Consider the following 21,407-nt stretch of genomic DNA (forward strand, 5'->3'; position numbering starts at 1 on the left):
CCGGCTTTGTTGTACCGCGCTTCCACCCGGCAGACTGAGTCGCTGTACCTGAATCCTGCACGTGAGTCAGCTTCAGAGCCTCAGGGGCATGGTCGATCTGTTGCCGGAGGTGCTTCAGCGTTGGCAGGCGGTTGAGGCCAAAGCGCGGGAGCACTTCCAGCGTTCTGGGTTCGGTGAAATTCGGACGCCGCTGTTGGAGACAACGGATCTGTTCTGCCGTGGCATCGGTGAGGGCACCGATGTGGTGGGTAAGGAGATGTACAGCTTTCAGGATCGGGGCGATCGCTCCTGCACCCTTCGGCCCGAAGGCACCGCATCGGTGGTGCGTGCCGCCCTGCAGCACGGTTTGTTCAGCCAGGGCGCCCAGAAGCTCTGGTATGCCGGGCCGATGTTTCGCTATGAGCGCCCCCAGGCTGGCCGGCAGCGGCAGTTCCATCAGATCGGGGTGGAGTGGCTTGGAGCTGAGCGGGCCCGCAGTGATGTTGAGGTGATTGCCCTGGCCTGGGATCTGCTGGCTTCCCTCGGTGTGGGCGGTTTGCAGTTGGAGCTGAACAGCCTCGGCACCGCTGAAGACCGTCAGGCCTATCGCAATGCTCTGGTGGCCTGGCTTGAGCAGCGATCGGAGGCCCTTGATCCTGATTCCCAGGCGCGGCTGAGCACCAATCCCCTGCGCATCCTGGATTCCAAAAACAAGGACACCCAGGCGCTTTTGGCAGACGCACCCACCCTGGCGGATGCCCTCTGTGATGCCAGCCGTGAGCGTTTTGAACAGGTGCAGCGTGGGCTGACTTCTCTCGGGATTCCTTACGAGTTGAATCCCCGGTTGGTGCGTGGCTTGGACTACTACAGCCACACGGCTTTCGAGATCACCAGTGATCAACTGGGAGCCCAGGCCACCGTCTGTGGTGGAGGACGTTACGACGGCCTGATTGGTCAGTTGGGAGGCCCTCAGACCCCTGCCATTGGATGGGCCCTTGGCATGGAACGGTTGTTGTTGGTGTTGGAAGCCGCAGCGAAGGCGGATCCTCAGGGTGACGCTGCTCGGCTGACGGCAGCTGCAGCCCCGGATGTCTTTCTCGTGAACCGTGGTGACGAGGCCGAGTGCGTTGCTCTGGCTTTGGCACGGGACCTGCGTGCCGCTGGGCTTTGGGTGGAGTTGGATTCGTCGGGATCCGCCTTCGGCAAGCAGTTCAAACGGGCGGATCGCAGTGGTGCGCGCTGGGCCATGGTGCTTGGAGACGAGGAGGCCGAGCGAGGTGAAGTGCGCTTGAAGCCGTTACAGCAGCAGACTGAGGAATCCACCGTTGCGCTTGCGCCAGTTGCCGCGATCGTGGAGAAACTGCTCACCCCCTGAGGATGCAGATCCACCTCGTCGCTGGCGGTGCCGGCTTCCTTGGCTCCCACCTGATCGACCGTCTGATGGAGGCCGGTGATGAGGTGATCTGCCTCGACAACTACTTCACGGGGCGTAAAGCCAACATCGCTCGCTGGATTGGCCATCCACGGTTCGAACTGATTCGTCACGATGTCACCGAACCGATCAAGCTCGAGGTGGATCGGATCTGGCATCTGGCATCTGGCTTGCCCTGCCTCGCCGATTCACTATCAGTTCAATCCGGTCAAGACAGCCAAAACCAGCTTTCTCGGCACTTACAACATGCTGGGCCTGGCGCGTCGAGTGGGGGCACGGCTGCTGCTCGCCAGTACAAGTGAGGTCTACGGAGATCCTGAGGTTCACCCTCAACGGGAGAGTTACTGGGGCTCCGTCAATCCCATCGGTGTCCGCAGTTGCTACGACGAGGGCAAGCGCATCGCAGAAACCCTCTGTTTCGACTACCAGCGCATGAATGACGTGGAGGTGCGGGTGGCCCGCATCTTCAACACCTATGGCCCGCGCATGCTCCCCGATGACGGCCGGGTGGTGAGCAACTTCATCGTGCAGGCCCTGCGGGGCGAACCGTTGACGCTGTACGGCGATGGCAGTCAGACCCGCTCCTTTTGTTATGTGAGCGATCTAATTGAGGGCTTGATCCCTCTGATGAACGGCGATCACACCGGCCCCATCAACTTGGGCAATCCCGCTGAATTCACGATCCGCGAGCTGGCGGAGCTAATCCGCCAGCAGATAAGGCCGAATCTGCCGTTGATGGAAAAGCCCTTGCCGCAAGACGACCCTCGCCAGCGGCAGCCGGCGATAAATCTTGCCCGTCAGCAGCTCAACTGGGAGCCGACTGTGTCACTGGAGCAGGGTCTGGCTCCCACCATCGACTCCTTCCGTAATCTCCTCGAAATTGCCAAAGGCTGCGGGACGTGACCATTCAACGGATCTGCTGCATCGGTGCGGGCTATGTGGGTGGTCCGACCATGGCGGTGATCGCTGATCGTTGCCCGCAGGTGCAAGTGCAGGTGGTGGACATCAACCAGGCGCGCATCGATGCTTGGAATGATGCCGATCTGAGCAAGTTGCCGGTGTATGAACCCGGGCTCGACCGCGTGGTGGAGAGGGCTCGAGGGCGCAACTTGTCGTTCTCAACCGATGTGGCGGCCTCGATCGCTGCTGCAGACATGGTGTTCATCTCAGTGAACACGCCCACCAAGACGAAGGGGCTTGGCGCTGGACAGGCCAGTGATTTGCGCTGGGTGGAAGCCTGTGCTCGAGAGGTGGCTCAGGCGGCCACCGGCCACACGATCGTGGTGGAGAAGAGCACCCTGCCGGTGCGTACGGCTGCCGCCATCAAAACGATCCTGGAGGCGGCCAGTGATGGAGACGACCAGCGCACGTTTTCGGTGCTCTCCAATCCTGAATTTTTGGCGGAAGGAACGGCCATTCATGATCTGGAGGCTCCGGATCGCGTCTTGATCGGTGGTGATGACCCGACGTCGATGGATGCCCTTGCTGCGATCTATGCGCACTGGGTTCCCGAGGAGCAGATTCTGCGCACCAACCTCTGGAGCAGCGAGCTGTCCAAGCTCACGGCCAATGCGTTTCTGGCGCAGCGGATCAGCTCGATCAACTCGATTGCGGCCTTCTGCGAGGCCAGTGGAGCTGATGTGCGTGAGGTGGCCCGGGCGATTGGCACCGACAGTCGCATCGGTCCAAAATTCCTCAATGCTGGGCCGGGATTCGGTGGCAGCTGTTTCCAGAAAGACATCCTCAACCTGGTGTATCTCTGCCGCCATTTCGGCCTGCCGGAGGTGGCGGATTATTGGGAGAGTGTGGTGGCCCTGAATACGTGGCAGCAGCACCGCATTGCCCGGTTGGTGGTGGAAAAACTGTTTGGCACGGTGACCGGAAAGCGGCTGGCGATTCTTGGTTTTGCGTTCAAGGCTGACACCAACGACACCCGAGAGGCTCCGGCGATTCGCATCTGCCGCGACCTTCTTGAGGAAGGCGCTCAGCTAGCCATTCACGATCCCAAAGTGGCTGTTCAACAGATGGCCCGTGACCTTCAACAGAAGGCAGAACCCCAGGAAGACGCACTCAGTGGAACTGGCAGTTGGGCCGAAGCCTGCACTGTTGAAGAGGCGGTAACGGGAGCCGATGCGGTGCTGGTGCTCACCGAGTGGCAGGACTACCGCAACCTGAACTGGATGTCTCTTGCTGGTCGGATGCGCAAGCCGGCATGGGTCTTTGACGCCCGGGCAATCACTGATCACGGGCAGGTCAGAGCCTCAGGTCTCAACCTTTGGTGCGTGGGGGATGGAGAGGGCTGATGTCGAGAACGGTTCTGGTCACCGGGGCAGCCGGCTTCATCGGTGCAGCGTTGTCGAAGCGGTTGTTGCAACGCGGTGATCGCGTGGTCGGCCTAGACAATCTGAATGACTATTACGACCCCGGCCTCAAGCAGTCGAGGTTGCGTCAGGTTGAAGCTATTGCCCCAGGAGGAGCCTGGCGGTTTGAGCGCCTAGCCCTCGAAGATGATCAGGGATTGATGGCGCTGTTCGCCGAAGAGCGACCCCAGGTGGTGGTGAATCTTGCGGCACAGGCCGGCGTCCGTTACTCCTTGGAAAACCCTGCGGCCTACATACAAAGCAACCTGGTGGGGTTTGGCAATCTGCTGGAGGGATGCCGGTATCACGGCACGCAAAACCTGGTGTATGCCTCAAGCAGTTCCGTGTACGGCGGCAATCGCAATCTGCCCTTCCACGAACGTCAGCCGGTGAACCACCCGGTGAGCCTTTATGCCGCGAGCAAGAAAGCCAACGAGCTGATGGCGCACACCTACAGCCATCTCTATGGACTGCCCGCCACCGGGTTGCGATTTTTTACGGTCTATGGACCTTGGGGTCGTCCTGACATGGCTCCGATGCTGTTTGCACGGGCGATCCTGGCTGGTGAGCCAATCAAGGTTTTCAACCACGGCAAGATGCAGCGTGACTTCACTTATATCGATGACATCGTTGAAGGGGTGCTGCGCTGCTGCGATAAACCAGCGACGTCCAATCCTGAATTTGATCCGCTCCAACCTGATCCTGCTACGGCGGCAGCGCCGCACCGGGTGCTCAATATTGGCAACAGCCAGCCCACAGAACTTTTGCGTTTCATCGAAGTGATGGAGCAGGCATTCGGTCGTAAAGCTGTTAAAGATTTTCAACCGATTCAGCCTGGTGATGTGATTGCAACTGCGGCTGATACTTCCGCGTTGGAAAAATGGATTAATTTCACTCCATCAACATCTATTGAAGATGGGATTCAGAGTTTTGCGGAGTGGTACTTTAAATATTTCGATTAATGAGGTTCTATTCCGTTAGATTGACAGAAAAATATGGTTTTAAAGTTAATGTGAAAATTATTTTGTGACTTCTGATCGTATTTTGAGGATTGAAAGACTTCTTATGTCGTTTTAAAAACATAACGATTGTCGCTTGAAAGCTTGGGAATATTAACTCAAATTATTACACTTGGTATTGAAATATCTAGCCTTTGAAAAAGTTCTTTAGGAGGTCAAGTGCTGATTTTTCCCGAATAGGTTCTGCTCTCTTAGCAGCTTGTTTCGCGTTTATTGCTTTCATTTTCTCTAAATCTTTGGCATTTATTTTAAATCCAAGCTCTCGAGCTGCTTTAATAATTTCATTGGGCTTTGCATTTCGGAGCCTAAACCGCAACAAATGATCATAGCGACGTCGGAATCTGAATTCTTTGAAATCTTGGCTTAGTTTGCTTGAATCAGGCACTGTACTTCTCTTGATTTGTTATAAGAAAGCTTGATAGTGCAATGCACCAAGGGAGCATCGACTCAAATGTAAGTATGATTAGATCTAATCATATCACTGCCTTCTTGTGATCTCAACCTATTGCTCATATAAGCCTGCTTAGCAGCGTAAGTCAGCCATCGATCTTGGCGCATTGAGATGTGCAAGCAATAAAAGTCTTTCCTGTTCGTTTTTCAGTGAATTGACATCAAAAGTGTAATTTTTGAAGTATCCATTACAGGGGGTGGTTTTAATTGCCCCTCAAATAACATATTAGATCTCCTCGTTTCTAGTAATAGAGACAGAGCATACCTATCATTTTTCCGAAAATAAGGATTAAATGTCTTTAGTCATTGTTCTGAAGTTTAATTTTGGCTCTTAAAGCCATATTTGTTGCTTCGGCACTGCTTATTTGATCATTTTATCTACTCGCTGTGAGAGCTCTTATGCTGAAGGCGATAGCAATTAAGCTTATTTGACCGCGCATGGCTTAGAATATAAGAAATTGCTGTCTAGCGGATGTTGGCCAAAATTACTGATACTAATCCTGTCGATCATCTTGGCTTCGATATAATATTGAAGCATTTAAGTATTGCACTTGATAACTTTTCTTTTGTTGGTGTAATTTTACCAAAACATCAGCTGTCACCACCAGCTCTTTCTCTTTTGCTGGTTAGTGGCTCACGTAGTTGGTCTTTTCCGTGTCATTTTCAAGAAGGCTGTCATATCATTCAGGGCGAGATTCCAACCAAAGAGTTAGGCATTGATTTGTCATTTAAGCTTCTTTTTAACAATATCCAATGTCCCTGGATGCAAATGAGGCTCGATATGACGAATCTAGATGATGCAACCAAATGGACTAATTATTTCTCGGGTTATAAGAGTTTAATGCCTGCTCTAAATCTTGGGGGATTGGCAAAGAGAATATTAAGCACGGTTGAAGTTATCCATGCTGGAAATCCTACTTCTCAATTTTCTACCTTTTGTGACCATGTGACAAGACCAGACTTTGTTGTTCATATGGCCCGGCTGTCTCGGTTTGGTCGTTTCCCAGCTGTTTTCTCACAAGAAGATGGTGTTTTGCTTGGAAGCCGGCTTTTGGTGGACTGGAATGTTTTGATGATCCAAGAGGCAGACCAGCGTCTGTTTGTTTTCCAGGGGGTGACAAGTTGTGATGCTGTTTTTATTCCAGGATTGAATAAATTAATCATTGTTTGCCATATCACTCCCCAAAATATCTTGTCGTGTTTGCGTGAATTATCTCTCACGCCTGATTTCTATCAACTTAATAGATCACGTGCTTTTCATGGCTATCTTGTTGGACATGCTCGCCCCTATCACTGTAACTACGATTCACTTTTAGCGTTACAGCTCATTCGGGATCAAGGGGAACTTCTTTCTGAAGATGCCCTTTTTTCCAAGGATGATGAAGCTTTTATTGATTTAGGTGCTGGATTGGGGCTTGTTCAACAGCATCAGATACGCACCAAGGCTAGTTTAAATAAATCGACTGAATCTCAAGAAGGATACTTGTTAAAATTGGGTTTGTGGTTTTATTCTAATTATAAACCTGATCCCCACTCATTTACACTTGCCACCACAACCGATACTTCATTGCGTGAATTTGCACGTACCAGTTCTCATTTAGCATCCTCAGGTGCTTTGGAGTTCTTGGAAGAATCTCACCCACTTCTATGGGTAGGAATTACGGGACAAAAGCGTTGTTGGTTAGAACAAGTTGAAGGTACTGCGGCAATCTTAAATAAGCTTTATGAGCATTACCCCAACCTAGCAGTGGTTTTCGATGGATGGACTCCGCCATTGGTCAGTGGAGAGCGTTCGGATTATCATCGAAAAGAATCACGTAAAGACAATGATGTTATTCAAGAGATTATAAAGAAATTGCCCTCTAGAAAGCATAGACGTTTTGGCATTATTGCTGGCTTGCCTATGTTAGAAAAAATTCGTATTGGCATGTCGGTAGATTTATTTATGGCTAATTACACTACAGGCTCTATAAATATAGCAAGAATATGTCAAAAGCCTGGTGTAGGCCATATGAGTAATAAGATGGCGGATCATAAGTCTCAACATATACATCATTGTACTAAAGTTATTGATAGGGAATTGGTAGAAGACCAATCTGATCCTGAAAATCGTGTTGGATATATGGATTACAGTTTACCGTGGCAAGCTATTTACAATCAATTATTGGAGATTTTAGTTGAACTTAAGATTGAACCAGTGACTCCCCTGGTACCACTAACGCTTCCAGCCCATAGCAAAAAGTAAATCAATATTTATTCTTAGCTATATAGCTTTTATTGCTTTATTTGTTTGAATCATCTCCACACTGACAAAAACACATTAACAATTTTGTTCTAACATGCTTTTTTATAATTACGCGGGCTTTTTCTTGTAAAAATCTAATCTTAAAATCTATCTATTTTTAACTGATTGATTTTGCAAATATCTTTGATTCTTAATGCTTACAGGTATCGTCCTTTGTTCCCCATGGAGATTTGCTTCTAAGAAACAAATCTTAGCGATAAGCATGTTGTTTGATATTCCATAATCCTGATAACTAGTGATGCAAGTTTTGCTTGGTCTCTGTCGTGGTTCGTCAGAGAAGAGGATTGACTCTGCAGTTGAGTTGAGTGGAATTTATTTTGCTACAATAGATCATCGAATAATCCCCAATGAACCCTTCTTTCATTAGAAGTCTCATTCGATCTTGCATACAGCTACTCTTTTGGTGGAGTGGTAGTATTAATAAATCCCTGCCAATAATAAACTGTTTTTCTTTGAGATACCCTATTTCATCCAAGATTTATTTACGAGACTTTTTTGTAAAGGCCTTGTTATCTATTGAATAAATTCCAGTGCCGCATAAACCCTCTTCAGATTCATTTTTCATGGACAATTCCCTTGCTAAGCAGTTCTCACATTTCCTTTCCTCTGGGGATTACCGTTCAGCCAACGAAATCGTAAAACAAGCCCGCACATTACATTATCCTGTTGGACTAATCAGTTCATGGGAAAATCTTCTTGCAAAGACAAATCCCGGCTTTGTTCACCCGTTAGATGCCGTTTCAAGCCCAGAATCAATTGTTGATAGTCCATCTCAACAGCTGTCTGCTGATTTAAGAGATGTTTTTGCGAATAGAATTGCTGAGTATTGCAGAAAAAATAATTTAGATTCGAATTTGATTGATAAAATAGTGGAATTAGTTTTTGACAACTTTGAAGTCGATACAGGAAGAATAATTCTTCCTGATTTGACGTCCAATGATCCAACAGTCAATCTTTTTCATTATTCTGTCAACGAATACTCAATTGACAATCCAGATGTCCCTGAAGCCGTTGAGCGTGGAGTTTGTGTTTCAGTCATTGATCATTTTCTAAGATATGGTTATATAGAAATTCTTGAGGGTAGGCGCCATTCATCACTTTCTTTCTCTCATGCCAAGAAAAAATATGACGGAAATCTTCTTTACATCGTAGATAATTATGATGATTTGGATGAATCTGAAATATCTGATTTAAAGTCTCTTCAATTATCAAAGCTGCTTGGAGATGTCTACAGCATAAAGGATGACCGTGTGTATACACATAATGGTTCGTCCATGAATATAGAGCAGTATCTTTTTTATAACATCTCAGATGATCATAATCTTTGCATACTTTTAAAGGGTAAGACTTTGACCCGGTCTGCAGTCAAATGGATTGTTGATATTAAGCTAGAAGATAGGACTGCTATTTTTGGCTATTCAGCCAATAATGGAAGATTCTGCGCAGTTACCGAATACTCACGCTCAAATATGTTGGTTTCTGATATTACAAATGGCTGTATAATTGCTAATTCAATAGAGGTGTTGGCCGTTGTAAGTAAGCTTAAGGACTATCAAACTGCCTATGGCTATTTTCATGGTCTAGTGCTTGAGTTAGAAGATTTTGGGGTGAATTTTTGCCTAAAGAGAGAAATCTTGAGCGAATCCTATAGCCGACCTGCTGCAAAACATGATTCATCTGATTCTACTTATTGGTCGCCTTTTTATTGTTTGAATGATTACAAATCAAGTTTGTTCCCAGTTAGGAGAGACTTGTTTAAAGCCTGGCAGAAACAGCTTGCTTCTATTGATCAATCTGATAGTACTGAAGGTAGTAAAAACTCCCTTCTTGTAGATCGCGAAAATTCAGTAGTTAAATTCAAGCCAAGTCTGAACAATTCTGTTGGTGTTGTTATACCTTTTAAAGATAAGATTCATCTATTGGAGGACTGTGTAAAATCTCTCATTTTTAACGAAGAAGAGGTTGCATTAAAAATCTATGCTGTTAACAACGGCTCAATTGAACACAGGACATTCGAGGTTTTAGATCAACTTAAAAATAAATATCAAGATCTTTTTGTTTGTATTGATTTCCCTGGTGAGTTTAATTACGCCAAAATTAATAATTACGCTGTAGGCTTTGTTGAGGAAGAATATCTTTTGTTTTTGAATAATGATATCTTGATTGAATCAGGCTTTGCGGTTACAACACTGCTTAAAACCCATCTTTTTTACAATGCCATTATCACTGGCTCAAAACTATTATATCCAAGCGGCAAAATTCAGCATAATGGCTTGTCTTCGACCATGGAAAAACATATCGCTATAAATAGTCCATTCTCTCGGCATTTTACAGACTTAAATCATGAATTCTCTTTAGATCAATATGTGCATCCATGGGAGCGGACCCACGAATGCTCTGCTGTGACAGCTGCATGCATGATTATGAGGAAGGAAGAATTTCTTAGAATTGATGGTTTTGATGAAGATTTTAAAGTTGCTTATAATGATGTTGATTTATGCTTTAGAGCTAAAAAAGAGTATCATCAACGTCCTATAATCTGCTCCACTGAGACTAAGATATATCATTTAGAATCTGAATCTAGAGGTGAAGATAATGATGATGAAGCCGGAACTCGCCTTTATCATGAAAGGGTAAATTTGGTTTCTCGTCATGAAGACATATTCTCCAGCCCAGATAAATTTACTGGAGTTAGTACAGTCTTCAATAATCTTCAGAAAATTGTTAAAACAAGTTTTGATCGTAGATTCATTGATCATACTTCAAAGCCTAGCTCAGATATTGAGCTTGATGAGCTTGTAATTCATCAAGTGCACAATTCGATGAAACAAAGATACGCTTGTGTATTTGTACATTATGATATTGATCCCTTGATTGCAGATGATTGTGTTTACCATCTTGAGAAACTTAGTGAATATTGTGACATCTACTTCGTGTCAAGTTCTGAATGTCTGGCTAATGCTCCTGAAGAAGTTGAAAAAGTCAAGCCTTTTTGTGCTCAAATTTTAATTCGTAAAAATAGTGGGTATGACTTCGGGTGTTGGTCCCATGTAATCAGAAAAAATTATGCTCGTTTGTGTAATTACGAAGGCGTCTTGCTTGCCAATGACAGCAATTGGGGCCCTTTGAATGATTTTTCGGATACTTTTGCCAGGATCAGTCGTTATTCTTCTGAAGCTGATTTTATGGGGTTGACTTCATCTATTACTCCATCATGGCATTTGCAGAGCTTTTTTATATTTTACTCTAGAAAGGTATTCACTTCCTCCTTTTTCAAGTTGCATTGGTTCAATATAGGTATATTGGATTCAAAATATGAAATCATAATGAATTACGAAGTTGGTTGGTCTGCTCGCCTGGTCCGCCTTGGTTTCAAAGGAATTGCTCTATATGGAACCTCTGAGGCTACAAATCCAACTCACGTTAATTGGGAGTCTTTGCTTCGTATCAAATATCCATACCTCAAGAAAGAGTTGCTCAGAGATAATCCTTTAAAGGTTAACCTAGATAATTTGCCGAATATCCTTGATTCGCAAGATTTGAACTGGCATGCTTCAATTTTGGATTACCTTAGGCGCTATAACCGTGAGAATTCAGAGACAGCAAAATTATTGTTTTCTTCTAAATCTTCAGTGATCAAATCTGATAAAGGCTGACTTTGTTGTTTCCTCGGCAACGAATTATTAAATTCCCAACAATTGCTTACCGCCTACCCATGCAACTTGGCACGTGTTGAAGTCATTTCATTATTGTCAATGTTTGTATTTGGATTTCGTGGATGTGTTGTGTAGGAGATGTGTTCAGCATTCTTATTTGATTGAATCAAAGTTCTGTAGGTCAATATCTTGATGTTGATCCTCGAGGTTGTCTTAGTTGCTGCCTGTCGCTATTTCAATAATAGAATTTCTTGTGGGTAGGTTTAAGCGATACTTGCTGTAACTCTTTATTATTTGTGCATTTTGTTCGAGAGAATATTTTTGCTTCTGTCTTCTTCCCAGTCCGTAGAGCGTTGCTTGATCGGTTCTCGTCAAATCTTTTTTATTGCTCCCTCGATTTCTACCCTGGCGTTCAGTCAGGAGTTGTCTCTAGCTTGTTGGCTCAGAATAGTATTTGTCTCAACTAAAAGGGGCTTTCAGTCTTATGCCACTGCTATTCACACTGGGGTATGTTCTGGTATAATTGTTTTAATGATCTAATCTTCGATGATGGATCCAATAAAATCTTTCCTTGTGAATCAAGCCCCTGAGGTCCATAACTCTAATTCTGAAATCAAAAGCCTGGAGACGCGAATTCGTGAGTTAAAGCTGCAGGTGGAATTCCAGGATGCGAAATACAAGCAATCTTTGGCCGATAGAAAGTTGGCAATGCATCTTGTAGAGAAACTCCAAGAAGAGGTTGAGTACTATTATTTACTTAGCGAACAAAAACAAAAAATTATTGAATCACTTGAAGAGCTTCAAGCCAAATCAACGGAAGTTATTTATAACTACGTCAAAAAATAACAATCAGAATTTCTCAGCAAAAACCCCAGAATACATACTCTCCAAAGTATATATTCTGGGGTTTTTCTCGAATCTATTAGGCCGAGCCAACGCCTGTGTAGGAGCCGTAGAAGAATAGGCCCACAACAAACAGAACGGCCATGCCACCGGCAGTGGCAACCAGCCAGAGAGGAAGAACGCCTTCCGTCCAGCGGCTTCTCCAGGGCACAGCAGGTGTGCCATCAGGGTTGCGATCGGGAATTCGACCGTCGGGATACGGGGATTTTTTTCCGCTCATCGAATAGTCCTCAGTTGAAGAAATAGCTGGACATGAGAACGCCGGTCACGAAGACAAACAGCAGACCCAGATACAGGCTTGTGCGGTTCAGCTCAACCGGCAGGTTGTTGGGATTGGGATTGCGTTCCATGGGTTAGATCAGCGGCGGATGAACTGCATCGCGGCGAGGGCGCCAAGGAAAAACACCGTCGGGATGCCGAGGGTGTGCAAAGCAAGCCAACGCACCGTGAAGATCGGATAGTTGCGTGGCGTTGTGGCGACGGGAGGTGCTTGTGTCATGGCTTATTTCAGACGAATGTCGAGTTCAGACTTGCCTTCGTAGCGCTGGCTCACCACAGGAGCTTTGCTTTCTGAGGCCTGGAAATAGGCATCGGGACGAGGTGTTCCGAAGGCGTCGTAAGCAAGGCCGGTGGACACGAACAGGAAGCCTGCCAGGAAGATGGAAGGCAGTGTCACGGCGTGGATCACCCAGTAACGGATGCTCGTGATGATTTCGAAGAACGGACGTTCTCCTGTTGAGCCGGCGGCCATGGCGTTGGGCGTGTCAGGACGATGATCTTAGGAGGTGGCTCAGGTGAGCTGGGGGTGAGGCGTCGCTGCAGTTACACAGCGTTGCCCACCCAGCGCAGCAGGTTTCCGCGCTCACCCAGCACGAAGGCGTGCTCCCCGTCGAATACCATGCGGGTGAAGTTGCTGGGTTGACGGTCCCCGACGGGGTCGTTCTCCCAGCTGTCGCCGCCGTCCCGGCTCACCAGCAGGGTGCCGTTGCCTCCGCCAGCCCAGATGGCGCCGTCGTCATCCCAGGCCAGGTCCATGTAGCCGTAACCGTTGGTGATCGGGATGATGGCCTTGCTCCAGCTGTCAAAGTCGCCTGGCTCATCGTTAAGGCGAATCTGCGCCCCGCGGGCGACCATCCAGAGATTGCCGTCGGGCTGGAAGCCGATGCTCTGCAGTCGCTGGCTGCTCACCCGCTGATGGACCTGCCAGACGGAATCACCCGGTTCCCATGTGGCGTAGAAGTTGCCGAGGCCACTCACGCTCACGTAGCTGCCGTCTTCGCTGCGTCGCAGGTCGCGGACAGCACCCGCCGCATCGGTCACCTTGGCTTCCCAGCTGCTGCCGTCGTTGTGGGTCTCGTAGACCGCACCCACGTTGGTGGCCAGTTCTGCTGAATGGCTGCCCAGAGCTGTGATCAGGTATGGCTCACCGGGCAATTTGGTGTCGAGGAACAGGCGGGTCCAGTTCTGGCCACCGTCGTCGCTGTGCATCAGCAGTCCAGGCTGTCCGGCGATCCAGCCTTCATCGCCATCGAAGTCGATGCTGATCAACCGGAAGTTTTCTTCGTCGGGCAGGTCCAGGCTGCGTTCATTCCAATGGGCACCACCATCGTTCGTCTCACGGATCATCCGGTTGCTGCCCACCAGGTAGCCGTGGCGGCTGTCGGTGAAGGCCACATCCAGTGGGTTGGCCTGGGTGTCGAGATCCATGGCTTCCCACGGGCTTGTGGTGGCCGTGGGGACGTGGGTGGTAACGCAGCCGCTGAGGCTGATCCCCAGCACAAGCACCAGCAAGAGCTGGGACGCAGAGTTCAACAGACGTTTCATGGGTTGGCCTCAGCGCAGGGAATAAAGGGATAAGAAGAAGGCGAAGCCAAGCGCAAGGCCGCCAAAGATCAGGACATTCTTCTGCCCTGGGGTCATTCGGTTGACACCGAGGCCGAAATTCAGATTTTCGTCGAAGCCGCTGGCTTTGGCGCGCGGGCCGATGTCGCGGAAAGCGGCCACCCTGCTCCTGCAGACCGGACAACGAAACGACATAGCGTCGAGATCTTCGAAAGCCGTGCCGGCTTCGATGCCAACCTTTTTGACTCCTTCCTCAGGGTCGTAGACGTAGCCGCAGCTGCGACATTCGAAACGGTGAGTCCGTGGGTCGCTCTCTGAAGCGGTTTCGATCGCTGGCTCCACCGCTTCGATCGCTGGCTCCACCGCTTCGGTCGCTTCGACCGGCTGGACGGACTGTTGTTCGTCGCTCACCGTTGTGCTGCTTGGCGGCTCGACTCTATCTGCGACAACTCCCGGCAGTGAATGCCAGACTGGCCCGGTCTACGGGGACTTCCATGTTTGCCCTGCCCGGCTACGACGCCTTCCTGGGGTTTCTGCTGATTGCAGCAGCAGTACCCGTGTTGGCTCTGGTTACCAACAAGCTGGTAGCACCGAAAAGCCGTGCCGGTGAGCGCCAGCTCACCTATGAATCCGGCATGGAGCCCATTGGCGGGGCCTGGATCCAATTCAATATCCGCTACTACATGTTCGCGCTGGTCTTCGTCATCTTCGATGTCGAGACCGTGTTCCTTTATCCCTGGGCTGTGGCGTTCAACCGTCTCGGCCTGTTGGCCTTCATTGAGGCCCTGATTTTCATCGCCATCCTGCTGGTGGCCTTGGCCTACGCCTGGCGCAAAGGCGCCCTTGAGTGGAGCTAGTCATGTCTGAGAACACATCCCCCTCCATTGCTGCTGTTCGCGATCTGCGCGAAGCGAGCTGCGGTCCGATTGGTGCTCCAACGGTCACCAACGATCTCAGCGAGAACGTCATCCTCACCAGTCTGGATGACCTGCACAACTGGGCTCGCTTGAGCAGCCTCTGGCCTCTCCTTTATGGAACAGCCTGCTGCTTCATTGAATTCGCGGCGTTGCTGGGTTCCCGTTTCGATTTCGACCGCTTCGGTCTGGTTCCCCGCAGTTCCCCTCGCCAGGCCGACCTTCTGATCGTGGCCGGCACCGTGACCATGAAGATGGCGCCCGCCCTGGTGCGGCTTTATGAGCAGATGCCGGAGCCGAAGTATGTGATCGCCATGGGTGCTTGCACCATCACCGGCGGCATGTTCAGCGCTGACTCCACCACTGCAGTGCGCGGCGTCGACAAGTTGATTCCGGTGGATCTTTATCTTCCCGGCTGTCCGCCCCGCCCCGAAGCGATCTTTGATGCCGTGATCAAGCTGCGCAAGAAAGTTGGCGATGAGTCGCTGGCAGAGCGGCGCAAGCATCAGCAGACCCATCGCTACATGACGGTCTCCCACCAGATGAAGCGTGTTGAGCCTGTGGTGACCGGTTCTTACCTTCGGGCTGAATCTCAGAAAGCTGCCCTGGCTGCAGCGCCCGCTGGTCAGACGCTGGCCACCGATGCCGCTGTGCTTACCCCTGCTGCCGAACCTGTCGAGTCATGAGCGAAACCCCTTCCAAAAAGACTGCCGCCTCGGATGAAGCGGGTGCTGTTGTTGCTCCCGAGCCTGGTCCGGTGAGCCAATGGCTGAGCAAGCAAGGCTTTGATCACAAAAGCCTCGAGCCTGATCATCTCGGCGTTGAGCAGATCGGTGTTGACGCTGCCGTTCTTCCGATGATCGCTGCTGCACTCAAGAGCAACGGTTTCGACTATCTGCAGTGCCAAGGGGGCTACGACGAAGGCCCCGGTGAGCAATTGGTTTGCTTCTATCACCTGTTGGCGATGGTTGAACAGGTGGAGGCGATGGCGGCCGATCCCTCAGCCAAGCTGCGGGAAGTGAGGATCAAAGTCTTCCTCAATCGAGAAGGCACCCCCTCATTGCCGTCGATCTATGGGTTGTTCCGCGGCGCCGATTGGCAGGAGCGTGAAACCTTCGACATGTATGGCATCCAATTCGAGGGACACCCCCATCCCAAACGGTTGCTGATGCCTGAGGACTGGAAGGGATGGCCGCTGCGAAAGGACTACGTCCAGCCCGATTTTTATGAAATGCAGGACGCCTATTGACGGGCGTTTATGCGGCGTTCTGGGAGCGGTGGCTGCGGTAAAACCGCATCACCGCAAGAGCAAGGCTGCGCGAGTCGTGGCGCAGTGTTGCTGTTGGCCGCACCCCCTGCAGGGGTACTTGGGTGACGTCATAGCCGTCGGAGCGCAGTCCTTCTGCATCGCAGTGCACTGGATGGGCACCGCGGGTTTGGTAGTGCCGCACCAGATCTGAATCGGGGAGGTCGTCCTGGGCCAGGACGGCATTGAACAGCCTGGGTTCGATACCTAGGCTGGCAAGCTGTGCTTCGATCGCTCGGATGTGACCTCGCACATCAAGGCCATCGGTCTCGCCGGGCTGGGTCATCAGGTTGCAGATGTAGAGCCGTGGAGCGCGGCTGCGTTTGATGGCGCTCACCAGTTCCGGCACCAGCAGATTCGGGAGCAGGGATGTGTAAAGGCTGCCCGGACCGAGCACGATCAGGTCGGCATTAGCAATCGCTTCGAGTGCCCGCGGCAGAGCCGGCGGTCGTTCAGGGCTGCAGCCCAGACGAACAATGGGGCTGGGGGCGTGGCCGATGTTGCTTTCCCCTTCGATCCGTTGGCCGTTCTCAAGTTCGGCCCAGAGCTGCACATCCACGTTGGTGGCCGGCACCACCTGACCCTGCACGGCCAGCACGCGACTTGATGCCGTGATGGCGGTTTCCAGATTGCCCGTGATCGCTGAGAGGGCCGAGAGAAACAGATTGCCGAAGCTGTGCCCCTCCAGGCCGCTTCCGGCCGCAAAGCGGTATTGGAACAGGCGGGTGAGCAGTGGCTCTTCGGTGGAAAGGGCGGCCAGACAATTGCGGATGTCACCTGGTGGAAGGACCCCCAGTTCCCGCCGGAGCACCCCACTGCTGCCGCCATCGTCAGCGACGGTGACGATGGCGGTGATGTGGCTGCTGTAACGCTTCAGACCGCTCAGCAGGGTCGATAAGCCTGTTCCGCCGCCGATGGCCACGATGTTCGGGCCCCGGTTTAAGCGGCTTTTGGCCCGCAGGGCATCCACCAGAACGGTGTCCTTGTCGGGAGCGAGAGCCTGTTGAATCGAGCCGAAGCTGCGGCTTTGACCCCAAAGCAAGAGGCCACTGCCGATCAGCACCACCAGGGGGCCGGTGATCTCGCGGGGCAACACGGTGGTGAGCGTGCCCAGCAGCCAGCTGAGGGTTTCCAGAATCCAGTAGATCGGTTTCAGGTCGGCCCAGACGGCGGCCCCAAGCAATGCCATCAATAGGCCCAAGCCGGAGGTCAGCAGCCAGCGTTTGACCACCAAGCCGGGCTGCAACCAGCGAACGGCCCGTTGGGATCGGGTCATCAGATCCCGTCGCCGCTGATCACGCATCATCCGGGCTTGGCGTCTGCTTGTCGGGGGCTTCGGCGCCAAGGAACGGCTTGGTTTGCAAGTTCAACGAACTGTACGGAGCGTGAGGAAAGGCGGCAGGATGTCTGTGTTTTTCGGCCCAGACCGTGCCGCAGCTTCAATCCGTCGTGGAGATGCGGGACCTCACGATGCAGTGGGGGCCTCGGCCTGTTCTCGATCGGGTCAATCTGACCCTGCGTGCGGGGGAGCGCTTGGCTGTGGTGGGTCCATCGGGGGCTGGCAAATCAACGGTTTTGCGCTTGCTGGCTGGTTTGCAGTTGCCCACCAGTGGTGAGCTGCGCTTGTTCAACCAGCCGCAGAACTATCTGCGGCTGGACCAAACCGATCCGCCGGACGTGCGGCTGGTGTTCCAGAACCCCGCTTTGCTGGCATCACTCACCGTTGAGGAAAACGTTGGCTTCCTGCTGCGGGAACGGGCTCAGCTGTCTCGGCAGGAAATCCGTGATCGTGTGCATGCCTGCCTGGAGGCAGTGGGGCTTTATGACGTGGCCCACCTCTATGCCGGGGAATTGAGTGGTGGCATGCAGAAGCGGGTCAGCTTCGCCCGAGCTCTGATTGATGATCCCCAGCGTGGGGATCAGTCGATGCCCCTGTTGCTGTACGACGAGCCCACGGCAGGACTCGACCCTGTGGCTTGCACGCGGATCGAGGATCTGATTGTGAAAACCACCACCGTGGCGCATGGTTGTTCCGTGGTGGTGAGTCACGTGCGCAGCACGATCGAACGCTCTGCGGAACGGGTGGTGATGCTCTACGACGGCATGTTCCAGTGGGAAGGCTCGGTTGATGCGTTTCGCACCACCGACAACCCCTATGTCGTGCAGTTCAGGACGGGTAGCCTGCGCGGACCGATGCAACCGGCGGAGCACTGACCACCATGCGACGCAGCGTTCGTGATGCCATCGTCGGATTCACGGTGATCGGCGGCATCATCGGATTTGCTTCCACGGCACTGTGGCTGAGAGGCGTTCGATTGGGGGCCAGCCACTGGACTCTGACCGCTCGGTTCGACGATGCGGCGGGTCTGGCGGAGCGTTCCCCCGTCACCTATCGGGGCATCCTCATTGGTGCGGTGCGCTCGATTGAGGTCACTCCTGAGGCTGTGGTGGCTGAGCTTGAGATCAACAAAGGGGATCTGCGCCTGCCTCGTCCCGTGACGGTCACGGTGGGGGCGGGCTCGCTGCTGGGGGGTGACGCCCAGGTGGCCCTGGTCAGCCGTGGTGAGCCACTACCCCAGGACGCACCCTTCCCCCGTGGGGTTGATTGTCAACCAACGCGCCAGCTCTGCAACGGGGGAACTGTGGTGGGACGAGAAGCCCCAAGTCTCTCCACCGTGACCGCAACCATGCAAGAGCTGCTGGCACAGGTTCAGGACGAACGGGTGTTTCCCAATGTGGCGGCCTCGCTTGAGCAGATTGAGGCCACCACAAACGAATTCGAGGCGCTGACGGTGCAACTGCAAGATGAACTGGCCAAGGCCGCTCCTGTGATTCGCAATCTCGAGGCGGCAACGGCTCATGTGAACAACATCGCTGCCTCGCTCGACAATCCCCAGACGGTGAGTGAGCTCAAGCAGACGGCCGCCAATGCAGCTCAGCTCACCGCCAAGATTGATGCTGTGGGTGGCGATGTGGCTCAACTCACCGGCGATCCTGAGTTCATGAAGGGCGTGCGCAATCTCACCATTGGCTTGGGTGAATTGTTCGGCGAAATCTATCCGACGCAAACCGCTCAATAGGCACGATATCGAGCCGATATTGATGCGATTTCTACTCAATATCGTGCTGTTCAGATGTTGCTAATGGCGTCCATAGCAACCGCTGCAATCGCCTGATCGCTGGCTTTGGGCAGCTGAACGTATTTGCCGCCTGCGGCTTCGGCAAGGTCTTTGCCCATGCCGCTGCCGATGAACTTGCGCTCGGTGTCGATCACCAGCAACTTGATGCCGAGCATCCGGTAGCGGGCAGCGACGTCCAGCACCTCCTGCTTGAGGTCGGGTTTCTCTTCACCCTCCAGCTCAGGTTGGCCCAGAGAGGTGCTCAGGGGAACGTTGCCGCGTCCATCGGTGATGGCCACCACCACCACCTGACCAAGGTCGCCTGTGGCCAGAGCATTGGCGCCAACGCGGGCCGCCTGGGTGAGGCCGTGGGCGAGAGGGGAACCGCCGCCACAGGGCATCGATTCCAGGCGGCGCCGGGCCGCTGTGATAGAGCGGGTCGGCGGCAGCAGCACTTCGGCCTGATCGCCACGGAAGGGGATCAGAGCAACTTCATCGCGGTTTTCGTAGGCCTCGGTGAGCAGTCGGATCACGGCGCCTTTGGCGCTCTGCATGCGGTTCAGGGCCATTGAGCCGCTGGCATCCACGAGGAACACCACCAGGGCGCCGGCCTTGCGCTGCAGCAACTTGGCCCGCAGATCCCCCTCCTCCACGATCACGGAGCGGCCTGGTTCTCGTTCGCGGCGGATCTTCTGGTACGGCGCCGCTGCCCGCAGGGTGGCGTCCACAGCGATCCGGCGGACCGGCCCACGGGGGAGCATCGGTTTCACATAGCGACCGCGGCTATCGCTCAGCACCACGGAGCGGCTGCCGCTGTTGCCACTTTTCGCTTTCGCGGCATTAAACAGAAGCAGATCAGGGTCCACCTCGATCGCTTCGGGATCGAGCATGAACTCCTCGGGCACCGCCGGTGGAGCCTGGTCCTCTTCGCCGTCACCTTCGTCATCGTCGGTGCTGTCGTCTTCGCTGTTGTCTTCCGGAGGGTCGTTCTCCTCCTCGCCGGATCCCTCCGGTGGTGGGGGTGGGTTGTCCTGTTGCTGGTCGCCCTGGTCCTGGGGCGGCGGCGGCGGTTCCTGGTCCTGCGGTGGCGGTGGTTCCATTTGCTGGTCCGGTGGCGGCATCTGGGAGGCCCGCGGCGCGATCACCAAGGCGACGGCCACTTGCAAGTCGTCGGCTTCCACCTGATCCCGGCCGCTGAGGGCTGCATGGGCCTTGGCCACCCTCACCGCGTAGAGCTCGGAACGATGGCCCTCCACGCCACCGCGGATGGCTTCGGTGACGAGGTATTCAATCTGTTCGCCGCTGATCTGCACATCCGGCAGCCACTGGCGAGCCAGCAGCAGCTGGGTGGCCAGGGCATCGGTTTCCTCGCTCCACTTCTCAGCAAAGCTGCGGCTGCATTGGCCATGGCTGATCACCGCATTGGTGATTTCCACCCGCTGCTCGGTGCTCACCAGCTGATTGGCCGACAGCGCGATGGCAAAGCGATCCAGCAGGTGATCGCGGACGTTGCCCTCCTCCGGGTTGTAGGTGGCGATCAGCAGGGGCCGGCAGGGGTGGCTGAGGCTGAGACCTTCTCGCTCAACGCGGTTTTCGCCGCTGCCCACGGCCGCCAGCATCAAGTTGACGATGCCGTCATCCAGAAGATTGAGTTCGTCGACGTAGAGAATCCCACGGTGGGCATCTGCCAGCAGGCCGGGTTGAAATACGGCACTGCCACTAGACAGCGAGGCGGCGACATCGACGGCGCCCACCAGGCGGTCTTCGGTGATGCCAAGTGGGATCTGAACGAAGGGGGCAGGGATGACCGTTGACGGGGCTTCGCCACTGATGCTTTCCCGGGTGGCGTCATCCCATTCCTCGGGGTTTTGTGGGTCGAGATTTCGCCCCACACCCCCTTCAGAGTCGAGAACGTCGATCGGGGGGAGCAGGGCATGAAGGCCCCGCGCTAAGACTGATTTGCCGGTGCCGCGCCCACCCGCGATCACGACGCCACCAAGGCCTGGGTCGACCGCCGCTAACAAAAGAGCGAGCTTGAGGGTTCCGTGGCCCGTAATGGCAGCCAATGGAAAGGCGCGGGTCGCCTGGTCGTCTTTGATCGCTACACCGCTTGCCACCATGG

20 protein-coding genes and 1 pseudogene are annotated in these 21,407 nt (G+C 52.8%); 12 read left to right on the forward strand and 9 right to left on the reverse strand.

Annotated features, from left to right (window positions below; translation table 11 throughout):
• Nucleotides 1-61 precede the first annotated feature (61 nt).
• From hisS to SynA1562_RS00980, 4 genes and pseudogenes are all read left to right on the forward strand, one after another.
• Entirely contained in the window at nt 62-1,354 is a 1,293-nt protein-coding gene (gene hisS / locus SynA1562_RS00965) for a histidine--tRNA ligase (RefSeq protein WP_186494375.1), read from the forward strand.
• 2 nt (nt 1,355-1,356) lie between these two features.
• Nucleotides 1,357-2,314, forward strand: a pseudogene (locus SynA1562_RS00970) (UDP-glucuronic acid decarboxylase family protein).
• Nucleotides 2,311-3,714 (forward strand): nucleotide sugar dehydrogenase, encoded by a 1,404-nt coding sequence (locus SynA1562_RS00975; protein WP_186494377.1) that lies wholly within the window; start codon nt 2,311-2,313, stop codon nt 3,712-3,714. Before SynA1562_RS00970 ends, SynA1562_RS00975 begins: the two are co-directional and overlap by 4 nt.
• Complete coding sequence (locus SynA1562_RS00980) at nt 3,714-4,733, forward strand: NAD-dependent epimerase (protein WP_186494379.1); 1,020 nt, start codon at nt 3,714-3,716, stop codon at nt 4,731-4,733. The genes SynA1562_RS00975 and SynA1562_RS00980 overlap by 1 nt, the downstream gene beginning before the upstream one ends.
• 184 nt (nt 4,734-4,917) lie before the next feature.
• Here the strand turns inward: SynA1562_RS00980 and SynA1562_RS00985 are convergent, their stop codons facing one another.
• Complete coding sequence (locus SynA1562_RS00985) at nt 4,918-5,175, reverse strand: hypothetical protein (protein ID WP_186494380.1); 258 nt, start codon at nt 5,173-5,175, stop codon at nt 4,918-4,920.
• Nucleotides 5,176-5,712: 537 nt separating this feature from the next.
• Between SynA1562_RS00985 and SynA1562_RS00990 the strand changes: the two genes are divergently transcribed.
• The 3 genes from SynA1562_RS00990 to SynA1562_RS01000 all read left to right on the forward strand — a co-directional run bounded on the left by SynA1562_RS00990 (nt 5,713) and on the right by SynA1562_RS01000 (nt 12,047).
• Nucleotides 5,713-7,485, forward strand: coding sequence for a hypothetical protein (locus SynA1562_RS00990; protein WP_186494382.1), 1,773 nt, complete (start codon nt 5,713-5,715; stop codon nt 7,483-7,485).
• Nucleotides 7,486-8,108: 623 nt separating this feature from the next.
• The gene (locus tag SynA1562_RS00995) at nt 8,109-11,201 is read left to right on the forward strand and encodes a rhamnan synthesis F family protein (RefSeq protein WP_186494384.1); all 3,093 of its coding nucleotides are present in this window, start codon (nt 8,109-8,111) and stop codon (nt 11,199-11,201) included.
• Between the two features lie 573 nt (nt 11,202-11,774).
• Complete coding sequence (locus SynA1562_RS01000; RefSeq protein WP_186494385.1) at nt 11,775-12,047, forward strand: hypothetical protein; 273 nt, start codon at nt 11,775-11,777, stop codon at nt 12,045-12,047.
• A gap of 76 nt (nt 12,048-12,123) precedes the next feature.
• Here the strand turns inward: SynA1562_RS01000 and SynA1562_RS01005 are convergent, their stop codons facing one another.
• The 6 genes from SynA1562_RS01005 to SynA1562_RS01030 form a co-directional block, all read right to left on the reverse strand.
• Nucleotides 12,124-12,324: a photosystem II reaction center protein J gene (locus SynA1562_RS01005; protein WP_011363231.1), complete on the reverse strand. Its 201-nt coding sequence runs from the start codon at nt 12,322-12,324 to the stop codon at nt 12,124-12,126.
• A gap of 10 nt (nt 12,325-12,334) precedes the next feature.
• Nucleotides 12,335-12,454 carry a photosystem II reaction center protein L gene (locus SynA1562_RS01010; protein WP_006852026.1) on the reverse strand — a complete coding sequence of 40 codons (120 nt, stop codon included), beginning with the start codon at nt 12,452-12,454 and terminating at the stop codon, nt 12,335-12,337.
• An 8-nt stretch (nt 12,455-12,462) separates the two neighbouring features.
• Nucleotides 12,463-12,603 carry a cytochrome b559 subunit beta gene (gene psbF, locus SynA1562_RS01015; RefSeq protein WP_006851435.1) on the reverse strand — a complete coding sequence of 47 codons (141 nt, stop codon included), beginning with the start codon at nt 12,601-12,603 and terminating at the stop codon, nt 12,463-12,465.
• A 3-nt stretch (nt 12,604-12,606) separates the two neighbouring features.
• Nucleotides 12,607-12,855: a cytochrome b559 subunit alpha gene (psbE, locus tag SynA1562_RS01020; protein WP_006850675.1), complete on the reverse strand. Its 249-nt coding sequence runs from the start codon at nt 12,853-12,855 to the stop codon at nt 12,607-12,609.
• Between the two features lie 71 nt (nt 12,856-12,926).
• Nucleotides 12,927-13,928 (reverse strand): photosynthesis system II assembly factor Ycf48, encoded by a 1,002-nt coding sequence (locus tag SynA1562_RS01025; RefSeq protein WP_186494387.1) that lies wholly within the window; start codon nt 13,926-13,928, stop codon nt 12,927-12,929.
• A gap of 9 nt (nt 13,929-13,937) precedes the next feature.
• On the reverse strand, nt 13,938-14,357 hold the full coding sequence (locus SynA1562_RS01030) for a rubredoxin (protein WP_186494389.1): 420 nt from the start codon (nt 14,355-14,357) through the stop codon (nt 13,938-13,940).
• 83 nt (nt 14,358-14,440) lie between these two features.
• Between SynA1562_RS01030 and SynA1562_RS01035 the strand changes: the two genes are divergently transcribed.
• From SynA1562_RS01035 to SynA1562_RS01045, 3 genes are read left to right on the forward strand one after another with little or no spacing between them, the layout of a single operon-like run.
• The gene (locus SynA1562_RS01035) at nt 14,441-14,803 is read left to right on the forward strand and encodes an NAD(P)H-quinone oxidoreductase subunit 3 (protein WP_011363234.1); all 363 of its coding nucleotides are present in this window, start codon (nt 14,441-14,443) and stop codon (nt 14,801-14,803) included.
• A gap of 2 nt (nt 14,804-14,805) precedes the next feature.
• Entirely contained in the window at nt 14,806-15,546 is a 741-nt protein-coding gene (locus SynA1562_RS01040) for an NADH dehydrogenase subunit K (protein WP_115131570.1), read from the forward strand.
• Complete coding sequence (locus SynA1562_RS01045; RefSeq protein ID WP_186494390.1) at nt 15,543-16,109, forward strand: NAD(P)H-quinone oxidoreductase subunit J; 567 nt, start codon at nt 15,543-15,545, stop codon at nt 16,107-16,109. The genes SynA1562_RS01040 and SynA1562_RS01045 overlap by 4 nt, the downstream gene beginning before the upstream one ends.
• 7 nt (nt 16,110-16,116) lie before the next feature.
• Here SynA1562_RS01045 and yvcK read toward each other — a convergent pair whose 3' ends face one another.
• Nucleotides 16,117-17,472 (reverse strand): gluconeogenesis factor YvcK family protein, encoded by a 1,356-nt coding sequence (gene yvcK, locus SynA1562_RS01050; protein WP_186495244.1) that lies wholly within the window; start codon nt 17,470-17,472, stop codon nt 16,117-16,119.
• A 149-nt stretch (nt 17,473-17,621) separates the two neighbouring features.
• Here yvcK and SynA1562_RS01055 point away from each other — a divergent pair, with 149 nt between their 5' ends.
• On the forward strand, nt 17,622-18,380 hold the full coding sequence (locus SynA1562_RS01055; RefSeq protein ID WP_186495245.1) for an ABC transporter ATP-binding protein: 759 nt from the start codon (nt 17,622-17,624) through the stop codon (nt 18,378-18,380).
• 5 nt (nt 18,381-18,385) lie between these two features.
• Nucleotides 18,386-19,246 (forward strand): MlaD family protein, encoded by an 861-nt coding sequence (locus tag SynA1562_RS01060; RefSeq protein ID WP_186494392.1) that lies wholly within the window; start codon nt 18,386-18,388, stop codon nt 19,244-19,246.
• 50 nt (nt 19,247-19,296) lie between these two features.
• Here the strand turns inward: SynA1562_RS01060 and SynA1562_RS01065 are convergent, their stop codons facing one another.
• Nucleotides 19,297-21,405, reverse strand: coding sequence for a putative cobaltochelatase (locus tag SynA1562_RS01065; protein WP_186494393.1), 2,109 nt, complete (start codon nt 21,403-21,405; stop codon nt 19,297-19,299).
• Nucleotides 21,406-21,407 lie beyond the last annotated feature (2 nt).

The sequence above is a fragment of the Synechococcus sp. A15-62 genome, assembly GCF_014280075.1.
Lineage (GTDB): Bacteria > Cyanobacteriota > Cyanobacteriia > PCC-6307 > Cyanobiaceae > Parasynechococcus.

What these genes read in the sequence shown, in the direction of transcription:
- psbE (WP_006850675.1), bottom strand. Translation starts at nt 12,855, where the DNA reads ATGGCCGCCGGCTCAACAGGAGAACGTCCGTTCTTCGAAATCATCACG.
- SynA1562_RS01005 (WP_011363231.1), bottom strand. Translation starts at nt 12,324, where the DNA reads ATGAGCGGAAAAAAATCCCCGTATCCCGACGGTCGAATTCCCGATCGC.
- SynA1562_RS01035 (WP_011363234.1), top strand. Translation starts at nt 14,441, where the DNA reads ATGTTTGCCCTGCCCGGCTACGACGCCTTCCTGGGGTTTCTGCTGATT.
- SynA1562_RS00980 (WP_186494379.1), top strand. Translation starts at nt 3,714, where the DNA reads ATGTCGAGAACGGTTCTGGTCACCGGGGCAGCCGGCTTCATCGGTGCA.
- SynA1562_RS00990 (WP_186494382.1), top strand. Translation starts at nt 5,713, where the DNA reads ATGTTGGCCAAAATTACTGATACTAATCCTGTCGATCATCTTGGCTTC.
- SynA1562_RS00995 (WP_186494384.1), top strand. Translation starts at nt 8,109, where the DNA reads ATGGACAATTCCCTTGCTAAGCAGTTCTCACATTTCCTTTCCTCTGGG.
- SynA1562_RS01025 (WP_186494387.1), bottom strand. Translation starts at nt 13,928, where the DNA reads ATGAAACGTCTGTTGAACTCTGCGTCCCAGCTCTTGCTGGTGCTTGTG.
- yvcK (WP_186495244.1), bottom strand. Translation starts at nt 17,472, where the DNA reads ATGATGCGTGATCAGCGGCGACGGGATCTGATGACCCGATCCCAACGG.
- SynA1562_RS01010 (WP_006852026.1), bottom strand. Translation starts at nt 12,454, where the DNA reads ATGGAACGCAATCCCAATCCCAACAACCTGCCGGTTGAGCTGAACCGC.
- SynA1562_RS01060 (WP_186494392.1), top strand. Translation starts at nt 18,386, where the DNA reads ATGCGACGCAGCGTTCGTGATGCCATCGTCGGATTCACGGTGATCGGC.
- SynA1562_RS01040 (WP_115131570.1), top strand. Translation starts at nt 14,806, where the DNA reads ATGTCTGAGAACACATCCCCCTCCATTGCTGCTGTTCGCGATCTGCGC.
- SynA1562_RS01045 (WP_186494390.1), top strand. Translation starts at nt 15,543, where the DNA reads ATGAGCGAAACCCCTTCCAAAAAGACTGCCGCCTCGGATGAAGCGGGT.
- SynA1562_RS01055 (WP_186495245.1), top strand. Translation starts at nt 17,622, where the DNA reads ATGCGGGACCTCACGATGCAGTGGGGGCCTCGGCCTGTTCTCGATCGG.
- psbF (WP_006851435.1), bottom strand. Translation starts at nt 12,603, where the DNA reads ATGACACAAGCACCTCCCGTCGCCACAACGCCACGCAACTATCCGATC.
- SynA1562_RS01065 (WP_186494393.1), bottom strand. Translation starts at nt 21,405, where the DNA reads ATGGTGGCAAGCGGTGTAGCGATCAAAGACGACCAGGCGACCCGCGCC.